Below are 17,946 nucleotides of genomic sequence, written 5' to 3' on the forward strand. Positions count from 1 at the left end.
TAAATAGCTTACCAACACGCAGGTCTAGCTTTGTTGCAACTTATGCTGTGTCTTTAGTCATAGGTATAATTTATGCCCAGCCAGAAACTTCGGCCAACCTCAACCCCAGACTCACCTGGTAATACCGAATATGTTCTGCTGTCTAATAAGTTACTTATATCAAAGCTCAAGGCTAGGCCGTGCTTATTGAAATCAGGTAATCGGTAGCGTAATGATGCATTAAATAAAATGGCATCATCGTATTCAAACTCCCTATAAATAGTCGCTTCGAGGGGTAACAATTCACCTGAAGGGGTTGTCTCAATAATATCTTCAAATTCATGTACTTCTGAAGTTGCTGATACAGACGTGTAGCCTTGGGTGTATGTTGCGGTTAACGTCGTTTGTAAATCATCAGTCCACTTGGCGGTCCAGCCCATATTAACTATCCAAGGGCGTGCATAATTTGATGCAAGTCGGTCAAGGTCGTCTAGAGAAACAGCGGTATAAATTGTTTCTTCTGTGCCATCTTCATTAATGATAGTGGTTTCATAAGCAACAATATCTTCAGCTGGTGTATCGTCGATATTGTCATCATAGCTTTCCTGACTCGTATAAGTTTCAGACCAAGAAGTATTCGCCCAGAAACTATGATTGCGCCATTGGCCATTCCAAGACAGGGAAATACGCTTTTGCTCGCTCTCACCTTTGTTAACTTGATAAAGATAGGTATAGCCTCCTTCTCTAACAGAGTCACCCTGACCAATTTCATCCTTGTTTTGGCGCCAAACGCCACGCAAGGACAAGAAACCACCGAGCAATTCTTGTTTCCAGCCCAAGGTTAATTCATCAGAATAGGGGGTTTTTACGCCGTCGTATCGATACCGCGTTAAGTCTTGCTCGCTGTCATCAATCCAATCACCGACAACATTATTGTATGAGTCACGGTATTGGGTGATATAAGGTAACTGCTGCTCGCGAATTGCATAGGTTGTTAAATTCGCATCGTAATAGCGGCTAGCACCAAAAGTGATTAAGGTTTGGTTGTCGCCAAAAAGGTCATAACCACCGGAAATACGTGGCGCGATATTATGATTACCAAAGAAATCTTCAGTGTCATAACGCAAACCTAAATTTAGTTTTAGGTTGTCCCACTCGATCACATCTTGAATGTACATTGATGCTTTACGCACAGTGACATCAATATGTTCCTCTTGATAAATAACTCGCCGTTGAAAAAACTGTCCCGTTGTACCGACTGACTTTTCATAAAGCGCGAGGTGTTCAGGATTGGTTGGATCAAATGGCTCACCTAATATGGCTTCCAGCTCTTCAATAGAGGTGTTATTTGACTGTTCAATACAATCGTAATTGTTGCCATTACAGTCAACTTGGCTGTTTATTCTGGCGTTAGAATAGGTCACAGCTTGCTGCTCTCGATCACGCAATATTTGCTGACTTTCTAATTGTAGACCCATACTAAATTGATGGTCTAAGTCCCAAAAGTTGGCGTCAAAATCAAACTTGTTATTTAACGAATAGGTGATTTGTTGGGTATCGAGATCACCATAAGCACCTTCTTTAGATACGGTAGCCCAAGGATCAGCCCAATCTTTTCCTGGAACATTCGCCCAAGAGAAGTAATCTTGAGGTGCTGTGCGGCTATTTTCACTGTAACGACTGTTAGCAGTAATTTTCCAGTCGGCCCAACCAAGGTTTCGATAACCCACCGCGTTTAGTGCATAGCCACCCCCTTTGGTTGTGTACTCACTATTTAAGGTGTCAGTGAGAATATCGTGATTTTCAAAAGGGGCATAAAGCGCTGATACACTGAGGTGATCAAACCAATCTAGTTCAGAGTCGTACTTCAACATCACGTTCGAGTTTGTACTTTCGGTATCTTCTAATACGCCAAGGGACTCGATACTCTGTGTCGATGTGGTGTGATTAACATTTAGACCAATACCTCGGCCATCTTCCAGCTTCTTAGCGAGTTGAAGTTTGTATTGGTGTTTGTCATATACCGGCTTGTCAAAAGTAGATTCAGAAGGATCGGCATTGTCGCCATAGATATCATGGAACTCCACCCAATCAGAACTAGTGCCTCGGTACCCCAGTCTTACCGCGGGTAAATCCCAGGCATCTTTACTTTGAGATTCCACAACACCACCCACAAACTCGCCATATTCGACGGGAATATTAGAGTCATAGACGGTAATGCTTTCTACTAAGTCTTTGTTTAAGAAGAACTCGTTTGTATGACCCGCTACTGAGTTTTGGCTACTTGTGGCTAATGAAGAGCTACCAGGGTCGATACGGCTATTGACGTTCATTCCGTCTATAAAAAATCCATTTTGGTAGGCTTTACCACCAGAAATAGATACCTCACGCGAACGAATGTCCGTTAGACTCGATAAGCTATTGTCAGCTTCACTGGTTTGAATACCCGGAAGACCTTTTAATAGCTCAGTAATGTCACCATTGCCAATAGGGGCATTTTCAATGAAATCCTGAGATAGGAATATTCTACCTTGGGCTTCAAGTACTTCTGGGCCAAAGTAACGACCTGTGACTTCTATCACCTCAACAGGGGTTCCGTCATTGTTAAGGCAGCCTTTCATTAATTTAGCTTGCTCGTCGCTCAGTAACTTCGCTTCGGGAAAACGTAACTGCTGAGCACAGCTCTGCCATAATTCAGCAGTCTTTTTAGTGCTTGCAAGGATTGTTTGTTGTTGCTGTTCAAAAGAGTCAACCTCTTCCGCAAAAGCGGAAAAGGTTACCGTTAGGTTTAACGCCAGCATCATGCTGACGTATACAGGGTTAAGTGTTAACTTCATAGTGTTAACCGTTACTGCGCGTTATCAGGCAATAGTGGATTAACATCTTCGCTGTCAAGAATACCGTCACCGTCAGTATCATCATCAGCGGTCAAGCCAGAAGCGGTGATTTGTTCTTCAGTTGCTATACTGATGAAGAAATTAGGCTTGCCGTCTTGATCTGTATCGACGTTAGCAGCAACAGTTGCAGGGAAATCTTCTTGTAGGGCGATTTCTTCAGCTAATACAGAGGTAAGCTCTAATTGAGCAGCTTCTGCATTGGCATCTCGAGCAATGATCTCTTTTGCTAAATCGTAGTTACGCGCTCCAGCAAGTAGGGCGGCCGAATCCTCGTAAATATTAGCTTGAATGGTTGCGGTTTGTGTTTGCACCTTGGTATCAATGAAACTAATTAGCTTTGCAATATCAGCTTGTACGCTGGCTAAACTTGTCGCATATTCATCCGATGCTGCGTGATAACGCATTTGTGTTACCACAGAGTACGCATCGGTAGAGGTATTAAAATCATCAGGGCTAGCAAGTTGCTCAAGTATATCAATACCTAAGTCTAATCCTGCTTCTTCATCGCCATCTTCTGCAGCAACAAATGCCTCATATCCGGCTATATATTCGTTTACTAATGTTGTTGTTTGCTCAGCAGCACTCATTAACAAGCCGTTAAGTGCAGCGCTTTGGGAAAATTCGTAACGCCATTCAATGCGGTCTTCAAAATCACTGACTATGTCGATCAACGATAGTGCTTCAATGGTCGTGGCTGCTGCGACTTCTGACTCATCGACTTTACCAGCAATGCTCATCAACTTCTGTCGTGCATCTAACAGGTTAGAGGTTGTAAGGCCTTCTGCGTTGATCGGGTAGTTATCAGTTAATAGTTGATGGCAGGTTGGGAATAATGCTTTGGCATCATCTTGAGCATCCATCCGTTGGAGTAATTCGATCAATTTACCACAGCCCCAGTCGCCAACAATGTAGGCTGGAGACGTCAGCCTTTCATTAATCATTTCTTCACTGGTAAGAATGCCTTTGGCAACTTCAATAGCCTGTTTGGCTTCATCATACATACCATAATTAATAAGGTGTGTGGTTAATCCTGGGCTGGTAATTGTTTGCTCTGCAACGGCTCTGAACTGTGTTCGGTAAGCATCTGGTGATAGAGCAATTAAATAGTCTGTTGCGGTTTCAACACTGCCACCCTCAAGTATGATTGATAACCCATGATAATCGTCAATCTCTTCCTGAACCGTTGATTCATACCGATCTAAGAATTCGGAACCTGCTACAATCGCTAAAGCTGGGTTCGGTGTTATGTTAGGGTAAAACAGTTCTAGCGGACCGGCCGCGAGTTGTAATGCATAAGCGACACCGTTCTCTTTGGTATATTCCGCATACTCATTCGCTGGACGATTATATTCTTCATCGTAAGTTACCTCACCGTGTAGCGAAATTATCCGCGCGATGAGCTCCTTACTTTTAAGCTCTTCGCCTGCACGAACATAGTATTCAAGCGCCCAGCCGTAATAAAATGCTCGTCTATAATAATCAGGGCTTCCGGCATTGGTTTTTGAAGAAGGTAAATACTCATAACCGATATCTTCAATGTACTCGACAAAATGATCAACGGAAGCAACAAATTTAAGTCGATTCGCCTCTGTTTTATCCGCCAAGTATTGTGCTTGCAATGCCTCGACATAATTACGGTTGCTAGTCAGTAAATAGCCATAACTTGTCGTATATTCATCAGATTTTAGTGCTTCTTTAATCAGCTCAAGCGTTGCTAATACATTTTCGGCGCCTAGTTCATTGCCGCTGTCTTGATAATCGCCTAATAGAGAAAGGTAAAATCCACCATCTGAGGTATTGAAGCTACTAAAGCCTTTGTCTGCGACGTAGATATTGTAGACTTTTAATGCCTCATCACGAAGTGTGTCACCTTGGTCAAATAAACCATTGTCATTATAGTCAGATGCAATATCTTTTAATGCTCTGGCTTTGTTGTCTTGATTAATAATATCTTCATTGACAATACGGCTACTTTCGTCAGTAAAGCCTGCATTGGCATAACCGCGGGCTAACGCAAGGTAGGCTGGGTCAGCTAGATTGTCTTGTTCAAGGCTATCAATTAATGCCTGAGACTGCTTAAGATGTGATAATTCGGAAGCATAGTAATAATCTTGCTTTTGCTGATTAGTTTCGTAGCTAGGCTTAAGCTCAATAACGGCTGTGAGCATGTCAGAATGCCCATCGGTGACACCTACTGTAAAAGATTTGGCAAATGATAATGGGTCAGCGGTGTAAGTGAATGAGCCTGTTATTGCATCAAGTGTTAATGTTCCTGATTCTGGGGCGGTTTCAATGCTGTAGCTTAGAGCGTCATCGTCAGCATCCGTCGCCACAATTTGTCCTTCTGTCACACCATTTGCATTCACAGCGATGCTGCTACTTACAATTACGGGGATGTCATTCACATTGGTGACAGTGAATACCAGATTTGCTGAGGTGGCAACCGTTCCATCACTTGCTTGTACTATTGCGGTGTCTGTACCAAAAAAATCAACTGCTGGCGTATAACTGTAGCTTCCATCAGCACTCAATGAAAGTGACCCATTTTCAGGCGTCTGAGTAATAGAAAAGGTGATTTGATCGCTATTTTCATCAGTGGCGATTAAATTACCATCAAAACTAGTGTCTTCTTGCACAGTTACAGCCAGTGAAGCTGTGTCAAATACAGGTGCAGAGTTTGAGTCTGAAGAGCCTCCACCACATGCTGTTAGTAATGCGGAAACTACAGCAATAGCTAAAGGTGCGATCGGGAATGTATGCTTCGCCATCAGAAAGTCCTATTTATTATCAATTTATATTCGCGGGCATTTTGATACCGTGTTGTTACAAATGCAAATCATTCTCATCACGATCTGATACATGTTTTTAGTTTTACGATCATGATCGCAACTATTTGTAAATTTTAGTTTGACAATGTAAATTAATTGAAAGCGTTAAAAACAGATTTTTTTCTATTTAGTATAAATATTATGATATTGATTTATATCGATTATTTATTATTGGGGTAATCGCTTTAAGTTTTTATTTTGTATTTTCGGAAATCGTCTATTGTAAGTGTGTTGTTAATTCTTAGGCGGGCTGTTCATTTTGGTTAAGGGGGCAAATTTACCAACATTTACATTTCAATAACTCCAACTGGTTAGTAAAAGAGTTCAAATTGGCACCTCAGAATGAGGAAAGTTGGGGACAAAAGTAGAGGTTATAGCTGGATTAAGTTTACCTGTCATTCTGACTGTCGTGTAATAAGCGGTTGCTTTCTTTCTTGTACGCTTATTAATGGTATAATTCGTCTTTTTGTATGCTCCGTTGTTTATAATAAACCACCTTAGAAGAGGTGGATCAGGTTCCCCAAACGGACTGAAAAGTAAGAATAGGCCTGAAAGGCATTTTATTTAAGCTGGTTGTAATCGATAGTTTTTGGTTTAACCAATTGATTTGTAAAAGGTTGAGTTAGTTGTGACAAACAAGAAGTTAAACAGAGCACTCTCTATTGCCCCAATGCTTGATTGGACTGATAGACATTATCGCTATTTTGCTCGGTTGATGTCAGCGAATACCGTGCTGTATACCGAGATGGTCACCACAGGTGCAATTATTCATGGTCAAGGCGATTACTTGGCGTATAACGAAGAAGAGCATCCTGTCGCGCTTCAATTGGGCGGTTCAAATCCAAAAGACTTAGCTACGTGCGCCAAGTTAGCGTTTGAGCGCGGCTATGATGAGATTAACCTCAATGTGGGTTGTCCTTCTGATCGAGTCCAGAATGGCCGTTTTGGTGCCTGCTTAATGGGCGAGCCACAACTTGTGGCTGAGTGTGTTGATGCGATGAAGCAAGTTGCTGATATCCCTGTAACGGTTAAAACTCGAATCGGTATCGATGAGCAAGACAGTTATCAATTTCTCACTGATTTTGTTGATACGGTAAAAGCGGTTGGTTGCGATACCTTTATTGTGCATGCTCGAAAAGCGTGGTTGCAAGGATTAAGCCCAAAAGAGAACCGGGAAATACCTGAACTTAATTATGAGCGTGTATACCAGTTAAAGCGTGATTATGCCGATTTGAATATCAGTATTAACGGCGGTGTAAAAACCTTAGAAGATTCGTTAACGCACCTAGAGCAATTAGATGGTGTGATGATAGGCCGTGAGGCATATCAGAACCCTTATTTACTCGCTAAGGTTGACCAAGTTATCTATGGTGATGATAAACCCGTCATTACCCGTGAGCAGGTTATTGAACAAATGATGCCTTATATTGAGCAACATTTAGCGCAGGGCGGACGGTTAAATCATATCACTCGTCATATGATTGGTTTATTTCAAGGTTTACCAGGCTCAAGAGGATGGCGCAGACATTTAAGTGAGAATGCTCATAAAGCTGGTGCTGGTGTCTCGGTTATTTGGGACGCAGTGGCAAGAATGGAGCAAAGTCGCCCACCTGCTGATGTGACCTTTTATCCTAACAACAAGCTTTGATAGTTGTGAATGATTATCTTGCATTGGCATCTAGGTTATTAGTATCGCTTACATGATGCTGTTGTCGAGCTAAATTAACTTTTAAAAGCGTCTTTATAGGGCGCTTTTTTTGTGACTGTTATTTGGCTAATTAAGTTTTAGCTAATTTCACTATTTTTGTGGTTAAAAATACTAATAGTTTAAAAAATGCTCAACGCGCTTTTTAGTCGATTAGAAAGTTTTTTGATAAAAACTCTTATAAATCAGGTGTTAAAAAATATTTTAAAACTTGGCACGCAGCTTGTAATAACCATGGTGTACCCAACAAATGAAAAGGAAGACATCATGTTTAACTCAACTACAAATACAACTGGTTCATTATTATCGGCAAACACTAATGCAACTTCATCAGCAAAAAGTGTCATGAAAAAAGCAGCTTTGGTTGCACTGCTTGCAACAGCAAGTATGGGGGCACAAGCAAACGATTTGAACAGTGCCGATGTGATTCATGTGTTAGAAACTCGAATCAGTGAAACTGCAACAGAAATGCTGCAAACAGCGAAACAAGAAATTGTATTGTCACTGCATAGTCAAATCGCTGAGCAAGTGTTTGCTTTAAATAGCTCACTAGAATTAGCTGAGTCAGCACAGGAAGAAAATGCGGAATCAGTATTAGCCAGTAACGAGGACTAATTCATGGATTTAATGATGATATTTCATTTAGCAGATCCGTTGATTTCACTTCTTCTGCTTCCCGTAATCAGTTTTATTGTGTGTTCACTTTTGATTTGCGGGTTGCAGCGGTACCAATTTAGCCATGTAGATGCTATCTCAGCAGAATTTAACCAAGCTGGTTTAGTAGGAGAAAAAGAATGAACATGTCAGATGTAGAGAACTATTTGAAAGCTAAAAAACGATTAGTGTGCGGCGCATGCCTTTCGGTAGCAAAACAATTCGGTTGGTCTGTCATGTGGACGCGTGTATTAACGTTTATCGCTATTTTTTTAAGTCCAACTGTTGGCCTAATAGGTTACTTTATCGCTGCCATTATCGTAAGTCAGCAACAGTCTCGCTATTAATGTAAGGGACAGTGATGGTCATCACCGCCCCTAGCTGAGATTATTTGCATCGTCAGTTGATTACCAAGCTGGTTTTAGATGAGCCGACTTAATGACCACATAGATTAGCGAGATAAAAATGCTTGGAAGCAGGCTTTCGCTTCATCACTTTTTAACCTTTCACTAAATAACTCAAGCTCAGTAAGCATTTGCTGTTTCACTTCTGCTTGATTGTATCGTAGTAACTTTTTAGATGCTTGCATGGCCAATGGTGGCTTAGCCGCTAACTTTTTAGCTTGGCTTAACACAAAGTTATCTAAATCCGACTGTTCAACCACACGATTGATGATATTGAGCTCATATGCTGTCTCTGCGGTAAAACTTTCGCCTAATAAGAGCAATTCTGCCGCTTTTTGCTGGCCAACAATCAAAGGTAAAAGTAAACTCGAGGCCGCTTCTGGGACTAACGCTAAATTCACAAACGGTAACTGAAATTTAGCACTGTTATCAGCGTAAACGAGATCACAATGTAACAGCATGGTTGTGCCAATCCCGACAGCTGCTCCAGATACAGCAGCAACAATTGGTTTTTTGAGCGTGAGTAAGCAATGTAAGAATTGTACCGTAGGATGACTGTCGTTTAGCTCGCCGCTGGCAAGGAAATCGGCAATATCATTACCTGATGTGAAACATTTGTCTTCACCACGCAACATAAAGGCACGAATGTCATTGTCGCTCTCACCTTGGATCAGGTATTCTGTAAGCTGTTGGTACATTTTAAGATTAAAGGCATTACGTTTTTCTGGACGATTAAAACTGATAATACGTACGCCTTGATCATCCTTAACCTGAATCTGGCTCATTCGTTGTTTTCCTTATGGACGCGAGTAGGGTGTAAATGGAGTTTAAGACATTGAAAGCAATATTCAAACAACTGTTTAGTTTTTTAGTTTTAACCACGTTTTCTTTTTCGGCTTTTGCTGGAATAATGTTAAGTGATGGTCATGTAAGAGCCATGCCTGCAAGTGTGCCAAATACCGCAGCATACATGACATTAATGAACCATACTGACAAAGCAATCACATTAGTCGCTGTGAATACACCAGTGGCAAAAGAAGCTCAGCTTCATACGTTAATTGAAGAAAATGGCATGGTAAAAATGCGTCAGGTAGAAGGGTTCGAGATCCCGTCTCATGGCACCTTGTCATTACAGGCCTCTGGTGATCATATCATGCTGTTATCACTTACAGAGCCTTTGAAAGTAGGGGATACAGTCCCGTTAGAATTGGTTTTTAAAAATGGCGAACTACTACAAGTTGAACTGACGGTTGAGAAAAAGGCGAGTAATGAATCCCAAGAAAGCCATCATCACCATCATCATTAAGGAGTTGTATTGATGCAAGTAACAAGGAATAAAGTCATTGGCGTAGTCGGGTTTATCTTTTTAATCGGATACGTTATCTCGGTTTGGTGGAGTATCGAGCCTGATATTCTTGAGCCAGAAGTACTGCAAAATGAGCGCGGTGAAGATGTTGTTGGTTATGCGACCACATCGTCATTAATTTCAACCATGGAAACCTTATTGGACAAACCAGGTGGCTGGTTATCCAATGATATTATGCCACCTTCTGTGATGATGGATAATATGCCAGCATTCGAGTTTGGCGCATTAGAGCAATCACGTGATTTGGCCTTAATTATGCGTAAGGAGTTCAGTCGTTCGCAATCACAATCAACGGCAGATGCAGACTTACTTGCCGCTCATTCAAAACTGAATATTGAGCATACTAGCTGGTTAGTGCCGAGTGCTGAAAGTGAATATCGTGAAGCCATAAAACTATTGAAACTTTATCGCGCTAAAATCAGTGATACTGAAAACAGTAATGCCCAGTTTTATGCCCGTGCAGATAATTTAAACGAGTGGCTTAAAGAAGTGCAAAAGCGTTTAGGCAGTATGTCACAACGTTTATCTGCCAGTGTTGGTCAAGATAGATTGAATACCGATTTAGCTGGTGATACCGCAGCAAGACAATCAACGTCATCAATGGCGAGCTTAGAAATAAAAACAAGCTGGTGGAAAATTGATGATGTGTTGTATGAAAGCCGTGGTTCTGCTTGGGCGTTATTAAACTTTATGAAAGCCATCGAAGTTGATTTTGCCGATGTGCTGGAAAAGAAAAATGCTGAGGTGAGCTTACGTCAGATAATTCGTGAACTCGAAGCAACTCAGCAAACCGTATGGAGTCCAATGGTTTTAAACGGTGATGGATTTGGATTGGTGGCTAACCACTCGTTAGTGATGGCCAACTATATATCGCGTGCTAATGCCGCGGTGATTGATTTAACTAACTTACTCTCTCAGGGATAATGATGAAAAAGACACTTCTTGCCACTGCCTTATTAGGTATGTTGAGCGTTTCTTCTGCTCATGCAGCTACTGTTGTTGGTTTTAAAGTTGGTGGTGATTACTGGGATGCTGATACCAGTGGTTCATTCAACAGCGATGATGGTGTAGCACAAACGTATAACTACGAGTCTAAGTCTCAAGGTAGTTTATGGGTTGCCTTTGAGCATCCAATTCCTTTAGTGCCGAATGTCAAAATTCGTGAAAACCGCCTAGAAGGTAAAGGAAGCCAAATCGATTCAAACTTCATGTTTAATGGTCACCAGTTTGATTCTGATACGACAGTTTTCAATGACTTAAGTAACACTGATTTTGTGCTTTATTACGAAATCTTAGATAACGATTTAGTTGCTTTAGACTTAGGTGCTGCTTACAAACAAATGCACGGCTCTTTACGTGTTCAAGATCCTGGTCATCCAGAAGAAGTTGATGTCGATAGCGGCATCGTTATGGTTTATGCCAGCGCTGAAGTCGGTGTACCAGGACTCGGTTTATATGCATTTGCTGACGTGATGTTAGGTGTTGATGAAACGAGTGTATACGACTACAACGCAGGTCTTGGTTGGAAGTTTGATGGTGTTGCACTTGATACAGCTGTTCGTGTGGGTTACCGCGAATTTAACTTTGACGTTGATGACTTCTCTAGCACAACTCAAAACATGTCATTTAAAGGTGCTTTTGCCGGTGTTGAATTGGCATTCTAATCAGCCTTCAATGTAGGTTGAAACAAGCAAAAAAAAACCGCCGATTGGCGGTTTTTTTATGCTTAGCATTTAATCATCACAACATAGATTATTGTGCGATTAAGCCATTATTGATAGCAATGATGTCATCTTCACTCAAGGTACCAGCTGCTTGTTTAAGCGCTAAGATTGAATTGATGTAACCGTATCGCGCATCAGATAACTGACGTTTTGAATCATATAAATCACGTGTACGGTTGAGTACGTCAACAATAGTACGTGTACCTACTTCAAAACCAGCTTGAGTTGCTTTTAATGCACTTTCAGAAGAAATCACTGATTGCTCGTAAGCACGGATTGAACTGATTGATGCACCAACGTTGTTAAAGTTATTGCGCACATCTTTTACAACACCACGATGAACTTGCTCTAGCTTCTCACTAGCTTCAACGTATTGGTACTGCGCTTGTTTAACTTGTGAAGATACTTTAAAGCCTTCAAAAATCGGTACACTTAATGTCACTGCAATGTTGGCATTATCGTAATCGGCACCAGGGCTTTGCTCAAAACCTTTAGTGTAACCCGCACCTAAATTAAGCGATGGCATATGGCCTGCTTTATATAGCTCGATAGTTTTGCTCGCGATATCACGGCCAATACGTTGAGTCATCAAATCAATACTATTGGTTTCAGCCATGGTTAACCACTCTGAAGAGGTGGTTGGGCTTGGTGCACCAGCAGAGAATCGGTTGGTATCAAGGGTATTAATCGATTTATGATCAATACCTGTGATTTCACGTAATGCTTCATAGCTGTTTGCTAATGTGTTTTCTGCAAGAATTTCAGTTGCTGAAGCTAAATCGTATTGAGCTTGCGCTTCATGCACATCAGTAATTGCGGTAAGGCCTACAGCAAAACGTTGTTTAGTTTGCTCAAGCTGACGCTCAATCGCGCGTTTTTCTGCGCCTTGGAATTCATAGTTATCTTTTGCGGTTAATACATCAAAATAAGCAGTCGTTACACGAATAATTAATGATTGTAATGCCGATGCGTAAGCTGAATCAGCTTGAGATGCAGCCATTTCAGCAAGGTCTAAGCCAACCCATGCACTGTGATCGTAAATGACTTGGTTAAGGCTTAAACCACCAGTAAAACCTTCAGGCTTTTCGGTAGGTGAACCTTCTGAATCATTCCATGCTTTAGAGTAACCTACGTTAGCACTGATGGTAGGTAATAAAGGAGCACGGTTTTCTTCAATCGTTTCGTATAATGCATCACGTTGAGATTGTGCTTGCAATACAATTGTATCGCTTGTTAGCGCTTGCTGATAAATTTGGAGCAAATCATCGGCATTAGCTGCAGGTGCAGCAACCGCTAATGTTAGCGCTGCGTATAAAGAACGTATTTTAAATTTCATTTGCTGCCCTTTTAGACATGGCCTCCTAACCTGGAGGAAATATTAACTTTGTTGTGCACAGATTGACTATGTGAGCAAGATCGCTTTGTGTGTTTGTGATCCACTTAAAACTTTGTGCAATCCCGCTATGTATCTAGTGTATATGATAAAAAGACTATCATCTTTAAGCTAAATATCAACTTTCAAGTTGTAACAGACTTTTTTCACCTTACATGGTTAAATACAATACTCAGCTATTGGTATTTTTTATGGTGAATTTTATCTATTTCCTGCTGCTTATAGTATAGGAAACTACCATCGCAATACCAATAATGACTTTAGCAAATATCAAAAATCAACATTGGCTAATATACTCGATAAAATATTTCAAAGGGCTTACAAACTGTAAGAAAAAATATGAAAGATACTGAGATAATAGAACAGTTTAACGCATCTACTGATGTTGAAATAATTTCAACAAAGACCTTATATAAAGGTTTCTTTCAACTGGATGAGTATCGATTTAAGCATAAGTTATTTGCTGGTGGTTGGAGTGAAGAGGTCACCCGAGAGGTTTTTGAGCGTGGGCATGCCGTTGTCGTGTTACCGTATGATCCTGTTAGACGACAAGTCGTATTAATTGAACAAATACGCCTTCCTGCATTAGCAACAACTAATTCTGTTTGGCTTCTTGAACTCGTGGCAGGTATGATTGCTGCCGGTGAAGTACCAAGTGAAGTGGCTGAGCGTGAGTTATTAGAAGAAACCGGTTTAACAGCTTCCGAAGTCAATCTTGTAAACAGTTACTTAGCGACTCCGGGTGGTTCATCTGAGCGTTTTCATTTTTATTGGGCTAAAGTTGATGCTTCTAAAGCTAAAGGCATTCATGGTTTAGACTATGAACATGAAGACATCAAAGTACATGTTGTTGATGTTGATGCCGCTATGGAAATGGTTAACTCAGGTCGAATTGATAATGCGTCTACTGTGATTGGTTTGCAGTGGTTAGCACTTAATATAGATAAAATTTAACTGCCTAAGGTCCTGCAAAACAGATTTACCTTAACTATTGCGAAATAGCTATTGATATTGAAAGAGAGAACCCAGTGAGCCAAGTGAATGAAAAAGAGAAGTATCAGCCTAATGTCAGTGCGTTTTTGGCACTGTGCGGGCGCAACTATGCCTTAATTCTAAAGTGGCTTCCTGAAGATGCCGCTTTAAATACTCCTTGGATTATTGCTGGGCAGTTTGGACAACTCCACGTCACATTACTTGAAAACACTAAGTATACTCAATTAATTGAAATTTCACGCCATTTGCCCAACAGTGATTTCCTTACCACACCTAAAGCTTGTGTGCGAGTCTATCATGATGCTCAATTAGCAGAAGTGTTAACTAGTCAACAGATTTATCGACTGAAAGCAGTGTATGATTATCCAAATGTACATATGCATCAAACGGATGAGAAGTATCAAGTTAATGCATTTCTGGAGGAGTTATTGAAGATTGGGTGTCGTCCTAAAGATATCAGTCTATCAGTACTCTAATACATTGAATTAATTTATGTTGGGATTAATTAGTGCTTAAACAGCCAGTGTCTTATTCAATTGCAGAAACGGATGTCGTGCGACTTATTCAAGTTACTGACCCGCACTTATTTGCAGATCCTGAAGCAAAGTTGTTAGGGGTGAGTACGGCTGCCAGTTTCCAAGCAGTACTAGACACATATTTGGCCTCCCAATATTCTGCTGATTTAGTATTAGCCACTGGCGATATTAGCCAAGATTACTCTCCACAGTCTTACCAACACTTTTCTAGAGACATCGCTGCACTCAATATCCCTTGCCATTATTTACCCGGCAATCATGATGACCCACGCTTAATGAGCTTGCATATGCAAGGGCCGCATTTATTTGGCCAGCAACGAGTGTTGGCTGGAAACTGGCAAATATTAATGTTGGACTCTACTGTGCGTGGCAAGCCTGGTGGTTATCTTGCTGAACAAGAATTTGAACTCATTGATGCAGCTATAAAAGCAGAGCCTAATAAGCATGTATTACTTGTGATGCATCATAATCCCATTTTGGTTAAGTGCAGCTGGCTTGATCAACACTGTATGGCGAACGGTGAGCAGTTTTTGGAAAGAATGGCCAAGTATCCCCAAGTTAAAGGCTTACTATGGGGACACGTACACCAGTCTATTGATACAGAGTATCAAGGTGATTTTGGTCCAATGCAATTAATGGCCACCCCCTCAACCTGTATACAATTTAAACCGAAATCCTCTTACTTCGCTTTAGATGGCCTTCAACCTGGCTATCGTTTGCTGGAGCTTGCTAGCAATGGTAGCATTCAGACTCAAGTACATCGGGTAGCGGGCGAAAAATTCTCACCAGACAATGATGCTAGCGGTTATTAAACGTTAACGATTCATGTTGTAACCTGATGTATAAGCGAATGCTACTGCATTTTCAGGTTAATCACAGCGAGAGGAAATATGCTTCTCTATATACATGGATTTAATAGTTCTCCTCAGTCTGACAAAGCAATCGAAACAGCACACTATATACAGCGCTGTTTTCCAGATTTATCATTTATTCAACCTCAACTTCCTTCATCGCCAAAAGCCGCGATGGCCTTGTTATGTGGTATTGTTGAACAAGCAATAAACGAAGGAGAGTCTTTGTGTTTTATAGGGTCCTCATTGGGCGGCTATTTTGCAAGTTATTTAGCTGAAAAATATGGTGGTAAAGCAGTGCTGATTAATCCTGCTGTCACACCATTTGAGTTATTCGATGAGTTTCTTGGACCGCAATATAACCCTTATACTGATGAGCACTATCAAGTGCTGCCTGAGCATAAAAATGATGTGGCTGAATTCAATACCGAAGTCATTAAACATCCCGACCGTTTTCTAGTATTTTTGCAAACTGGCGATGAAGTGTTAGATTATCGTCAAGCATTAACGAAATATCACTGTTGCGAGCTTCATTTAGAGCCAGGCGGTGACCACAGTTTTATTGGCTATAAAAATCAGCTAGATAAGATTTGTGACTTTTTAAAAATTTCTTAAACAGTTTTTATATTAGCCCCATATGTTGGGCTGATAATTGACCAAATGTGTGGACTATGACCAATCAATACACTTCTGATGCAATCGAGGTTCTTAATGGACTCGACCCAGTAAAACGCCGTCCAGGTATGTACACTGATACCACCCGACCAAACCATTTAGGCCAAGAGGTCATTGATAACAGTGTCGACGAGGCTTTAGCGGGTCATGCTTCTAAAATTGATGTGATTTTGCATACTGACAACTCATTAGAGGTGACCGATGATGGTCGTGGTATGCCTGTCGATATTCACCCAGAAGAAGGGATCCCAGGTGTCGAGTTGATTCTAACGAAGCTTCATGCCGGTGGTAAGTTTTCTAATAAAAACTATCAATTTTCGGGTGGTTTGCATGGTGTTGGTATTTCTGTTGTCAACGCCTTATCAACCCGAGTTGAAATCAGTGTTAGACGTGATGCTCAAGTTTATGAAATGGCATTTGAGAACGGAGAAAAAGTTGAAGACCTCACTGTCACAGGCACTTGTGGTCGCCGTAATACGGGTACCCGTGTTCATTTCTGGCCAGATGCTAGCTATTTTGACTCTGGCAATTTCTCTATTACCAAACTCTTATATCAATTACGTGCAAAGGCAGTACTTTGCCCAGGCTTAAGAATTAAATTCACTAACAAGCAAAATGGTGAAGTGAATGAATGGTTTTATGAGAGTGGATTAACCGATTATTTGAAAGAAGCGGTTAAAGATTCGGTTCTTTTACCACAAGAGCCATTTATTGGCAGCTTCACAGGCAAAATTGAAGCTGCTGAATGGGCCATTACTTGGTTACCAGAAGGCGGGGATAGCATTTATGAAAGCTATGTTAACCTTATTCCTACACCTTTAGGTGGTACCCATGTAAATGGCTTTAGACAAGGTTTATTAGAATCAATGCGTGAATTCTGTGAATTCAGGAACCTTGTCCCACGCGGGCTTAAATTATCTCCTGAAGACATTTGGGATAAAGCGTCTTTTATTTTATCGATAAAGATGCAAGACCCACAATTTTCAGGGCAAACAAAAGAGAAACTATCGAGCCGTCAAAGCTCGGCATTTGTTTCTGGGATTGTTCGTGATGCGTTTGCATTATGGTTGAACTCGAATACTGAGCAAGCTGAGTTACTCGCTGAGTTGTGTATTAGCAATGCCCAGCGCCGCTTAAAAGCAGCCAAAAAAGTCGCTCGTAAAAAAGTCACTTCAGGCCCAGCGTTGCCGGGTAAGTTGACCGACTGTAGTGGCCAAGACCCAATGCGTGGTGAGTTATTCCTAGTGGAGGGTGATTCGGCAGGCGGTAGTGCAAAACAGGCTCGAGACAGAGAGTTTCAAGCTATCATGCCGCTACGAGGTAAGATTTTAAATACCTGGGAAGTAGATGCTTCGCAAGTATTAGCGTCACAAGAAGTACATGATATATCAGTTGCAATTGGCTGTGATCCTGACAGTGAGGATATTTCTGAGTTACGTTACGGTAAGATTTGTATTCTTGCGGATGCGGATTCTGATGGACTTCACATTGCGACTTTGTTGTGTGCGTTATTTATGAAGCATTACCGAGTTCTTGTTGAGAAAGGTCATGTTTATATTGCGATGCCGCCATTATTCCGTATCGATTTAGGCAAAGAAGTCTTTTATGCCTTAGATGAAGACGAAAAAAACGGTATATTAGACAGAATTGTTGCAGAAAAGAAAAAAGGCAAAGTCCAAGTGACTCGCTTTAAAGGTCTGGGTGAAATGAATCCGTTGCAATTAAGAGAAACAACAATGGATCCGAATACTCGCCGTCTTGTGCAACTCACAATTGATGATAATGAAGACACCATGGCATTAATGGATATGTTACTTGCTAAGAAACGTTCGCCAGACCGTAAAGTTTGGTTAGAGTCGAAGGGTGACTTAGCAGAGCTATAAGCCAACAAGGATTATGTTAGCTAATTGATGCGGCGCTAAAATAGGGCAAAAGAATAAA

General features: G+C 41.1%; 16 protein-coding genes. 12 read left to right on the top strand and 4 right to left on the bottom strand.

Annotated elements, in window-relative coordinates; all coding sequences use genetic code 11:
• Nucleotides 1-53: 53 nt before the first annotated feature.
• Together AB4128_RS06065 and AB4128_RS06070 are read right to left on the bottom strand one after the other, a co-directional pair.
• On the bottom strand, nucleotides 54-2,816 hold the full coding sequence (locus tag AB4128_RS06065; RefSeq protein ID WP_055023445.1) for a TonB-dependent siderophore receptor: 2,763 nt from the start codon (nucleotides 2,814-2,816) through the stop codon (nucleotides 54-56).
• A gap of 11 nt (nucleotides 2,817-2,827) precedes the next feature.
• A complete protein-coding gene (locus AB4128_RS06070; protein ID WP_372037244.1) occupies nucleotides 2,828-5,644 on the bottom strand; it encodes an Ig-like domain-containing protein in 2,817 nt (938 codons plus the stop codon).
• A 688-nt stretch (nucleotides 5,645-6,332) separates the two neighbouring features.
• Here AB4128_RS06070 and dusA point away from each other — a divergent pair.
• The 4 genes from dusA (at nucleotide 6,333) to AB4128_RS06090 (ending at nucleotide 8,410) form a co-directional block, all read left to right on the top strand.
• Entirely contained in the window at nucleotides 6,333-7,352 is a 1,020-nt protein-coding gene (dusA, locus tag AB4128_RS06075; RefSeq protein WP_192021594.1) for a tRNA dihydrouridine(20/20a) synthase DusA, read from the top strand.
• Between the two features lie 324 nt (nucleotides 7,353-7,676).
• The gene (locus tag AB4128_RS06080; protein WP_119967926.1) at nucleotides 7,677-8,024 is read left to right on the top strand and encodes a hypothetical protein; all 348 of its coding nucleotides are present in this window, start codon (nucleotides 7,677-7,679) and stop codon (nucleotides 8,022-8,024) included.
• A gap of 3 nt (nucleotides 8,025-8,027) precedes the next feature.
• On the top strand, nucleotides 8,028-8,207 hold the full coding sequence (locus AB4128_RS06085; RefSeq protein WP_055023441.1) for a hypothetical protein: 180 nt from the start codon (nucleotides 8,028-8,030) through the stop codon (nucleotides 8,205-8,207).
• Nucleotides 8,204-8,410 (top strand): PspC domain-containing protein, encoded by a 207-nt coding sequence (locus tag AB4128_RS06090; protein WP_055023440.1) that lies wholly within the window; start codon nucleotides 8,204-8,206, stop codon nucleotides 8,408-8,410. The genes AB4128_RS06085 and AB4128_RS06090 overlap by 4 nt, the downstream gene beginning before the upstream one ends.
• Before the next feature lie 104 nt (nucleotides 8,411-8,514).
• Here the strand turns inward: AB4128_RS06090 and AB4128_RS06095 are convergent, their stop codons facing one another.
• Complete coding sequence (locus AB4128_RS06095; RefSeq protein ID WP_055023439.1) at nucleotides 8,515-9,252, bottom strand: enoyl-CoA hydratase; 738 nt, start codon at nucleotides 9,250-9,252, stop codon at nucleotides 8,515-8,517.
• A gap of 35 nt (nucleotides 9,253-9,287) precedes the next feature.
• Here AB4128_RS06095 and AB4128_RS06100 point away from each other — a divergent pair, with 35 nt between their 5' ends.
• From AB4128_RS06100 to AB4128_RS06110, 3 genes are read left to right on the top strand one after another with little or no spacing between them, the layout of a single operon-like run.
• Complete coding sequence (locus tag AB4128_RS06100; protein WP_055023438.1) at nucleotides 9,288-9,773, top strand: copper chaperone PCu(A)C; 486 nt, start codon at nucleotides 9,288-9,290, stop codon at nucleotides 9,771-9,773.
• 12 nt (nucleotides 9,774-9,785) lie between these two features.
• Nucleotides 9,786-10,757 carry a DUF2333 family protein gene (locus AB4128_RS06105; protein ID WP_055023437.1) on the top strand — a complete coding sequence of 324 codons (972 nt, stop codon included), beginning with the start codon at nucleotides 9,786-9,788 and terminating at the stop codon, nucleotides 10,755-10,757.
• Between the two features lie 2 nt (nucleotides 10,758-10,759).
• Entirely contained in the window at nucleotides 10,760-11,497 is a 738-nt protein-coding gene (locus tag AB4128_RS06110) for a TIGR04219 family outer membrane beta-barrel protein (protein WP_080916829.1), read from the top strand.
• Nucleotides 11,498-11,585: 88 nt separating this feature from the next.
• Here the strand turns inward: AB4128_RS06110 and tolC are convergent, their stop codons facing one another.
• The gene (gene tolC, locus AB4128_RS06115; RefSeq protein ID WP_055023435.1) at nucleotides 11,586-12,893 is read right to left on the bottom strand and encodes an outer membrane channel protein TolC; all 1,308 of its coding nucleotides are present in this window, start codon (nucleotides 12,891-12,893) and stop codon (nucleotides 11,586-11,588) included.
• Between the two features lie 396 nt (nucleotides 12,894-13,289).
• Here tolC and nudF point away from each other — a divergent pair, with 396 nt between their 5' ends.
• The 5 genes from nudF to parE all read left to right on the top strand — a co-directional run bounded on the left by nudF (nucleotide 13,290) and on the right by parE (nucleotide 17,888).
• Complete coding sequence (gene nudF, locus AB4128_RS06120; protein ID WP_372037245.1) at nucleotides 13,290-13,904, top strand: ADP-ribose diphosphatase; 615 nt, start codon at nucleotides 13,290-13,292, stop codon at nucleotides 13,902-13,904.
• A gap of 74 nt (nucleotides 13,905-13,978) precedes the next feature.
• Entirely contained in the window at nucleotides 13,979-14,419 is a 441-nt protein-coding gene (locus AB4128_RS06125; RefSeq protein WP_372037246.1) for a DUF1249 domain-containing protein, read from the top strand.
• Between the two features lie 32 nt (nucleotides 14,420-14,451).
• Nucleotides 14,452-15,291, top strand: a complete 840-nt coding sequence (cpdA, locus tag AB4128_RS06130; protein ID WP_372037247.1) for a 3',5'-cyclic-AMP phosphodiesterase — start codon at nucleotides 14,452-14,454, stop codon at nucleotides 15,289-15,291.
• A 78-nt stretch (nucleotides 15,292-15,369) separates the two neighbouring features.
• Nucleotides 15,370-15,945, top strand: coding sequence for a YqiA/YcfP family alpha/beta fold hydrolase (locus AB4128_RS06135; RefSeq protein WP_055023431.1), 576 nt, complete (start codon nucleotides 15,370-15,372; stop codon nucleotides 15,943-15,945).
• Nucleotides 15,946-16,001: 56 nt separating this feature from the next.
• Entirely contained in the window at nucleotides 16,002-17,888 is a 1,887-nt protein-coding gene (gene parE, locus AB4128_RS06140; RefSeq protein WP_055023430.1) for a DNA topoisomerase IV subunit B, read from the top strand.
• The last annotated feature ends 58 nt before the right edge of the window (nucleotides 17,889-17,946 follow it).

This window comes from Shewanella sp. 10N.286.52.A9, from assembly GCF_041468985.1.
In the GTDB taxonomy this organism is placed as follows: Bacteria; Pseudomonadota; Gammaproteobacteria; order Enterobacterales; family Shewanellaceae; genus Shewanella; species Shewanella japonica.